Genomic DNA, 1,339 nt, shown 5'->3' on the forward strand with positions numbered 1-1,339 from the left:
ACAGGCCGTATCGCGCTGACCTGCGACAACGACGCCCCGGACCCATTCATGTGCCCATCAACTGATGAACTCGGGAAGTAGCGCGCCGCTGTTTTGCCCAGCGCCCCGCCGGGCAGGTCGTAGTGCAGGGTCACCCGGATCTCCGTGCCCCGGTCGCCGGGAGCGGGCACCAGGCGGACCTCGCCGGAGTTGCCGATGTCGGCACCGTCTGCCGACTGCCAGGCGATCAGCCGACCGGGGACGTCCTCGGTGGTCTCGGCGTCCCACTCGACCGTCCTGCCGAACGGCGCGCTCGCCCGCCAGTGGGTGGTGCGCGGGCCGGTGGCGCGCACCTCGTCCAGGTGCGCCATGAAGTCCGGAAGTCGCTCCAGGTCGCTCCAGAGGCTGTAGACCTCGTCCGGGGGCCGGGTGACGGTGGTGGCCGCAGTCAGTTCCATGGGGGTGCTCCTACGGGTGCGAGTCACGGCCGCGTAGACGTCCGTGGCCGTGATGGCGGTGACCGCGGCGGTTGCGGCGACGGTGCGGCCGAGGCCGCGGCCGTTGTGGTTCTTCAGGGCCCGGGCCAGCGCCGCCAGGTCCATGAGGTCGCCGCCGACGCGGCCCCAGAGCCAGGCCGGATGGGGCCGCCCCAGCAGCCCGGTCGCCGCCGCCAGCTCGCGCACTCCGACGGCGGTCGTGGCCGAGCGGTGCCGGGAGGTGTCGCCCACACCCAGTGCCCGGGCGAAGCCTGCCGGGGCGACGACCTGGGGCACGCCCAGGAGCGCACTGCCCCAGCCGAGGCCACGTACGAGCGGATCGTGCCGTAGGCGGGAGGTGGAGCGGGTGTCTGTCTTCATGGGTGCTCCCCACGTGCGGTGAGGTGAAGGGAAGGGGGCCACTTGAGTGAGAAGGTGAAGTGCGCATGTCGGACAAAGCCGGAGTTCCCGCGTGGCCCGCATTGAATCCTCAACTCCCGTCCCCGAACCGGCGCAGCCGTCCGGTCGCAGCGTGGACGTGACGCGCGCCATGGGCTTGACGGGTGTTATCACCGGCAGATCCATGGCTTTGACTTCAGGAGCGGGTTCAGATCCGGCCTGTCGAGTACGCGTCCGTCAAGCTGGGCGGGGGAGGGGTTCGCCGTCCGTCCTACCGGGCCGGACGTGGGCGATCGCCGCCCGTCGGCCCCGGCCGAAGCCGGGGCCGATCGCCACTCGTCGGCCGGACCGGTCCGGGGGAAACAGGCCGGACGGCGGCCCTCGGGTCCCTTACTGTTTGTGGCCGTTACCGATCCTGCTGGTTAATTCCGTGCCGTCCGGTGTGACGGCTCGTTGGCCAGGGTGGCGACCGTTTTGCCGTTCCG

1 protein-coding gene is annotated in these 1,339 nt (G+C 71.2%); it reads right to left on the reverse strand.

Going from position 1 to position 1,339, the window contains the following annotated elements:
* On the reverse strand, window positions 1–836 hold an 836-nt coding region (locus tag JL475_RS39020; protein ID WP_202282929.1), incomplete at its 3' end, for an SRPBCC family protein.
* Between the last annotated feature and the right edge of the window lie 503 nt (window positions 837–1,339).

It is taken from the genome of Streptomyces sp. M2CJ-2 (genome assembly GCF_016757295.1).
GTDB lineage: Bacteria > Actinomycetota > Actinomycetes > Streptomycetales > Streptomycetaceae > Streptomyces.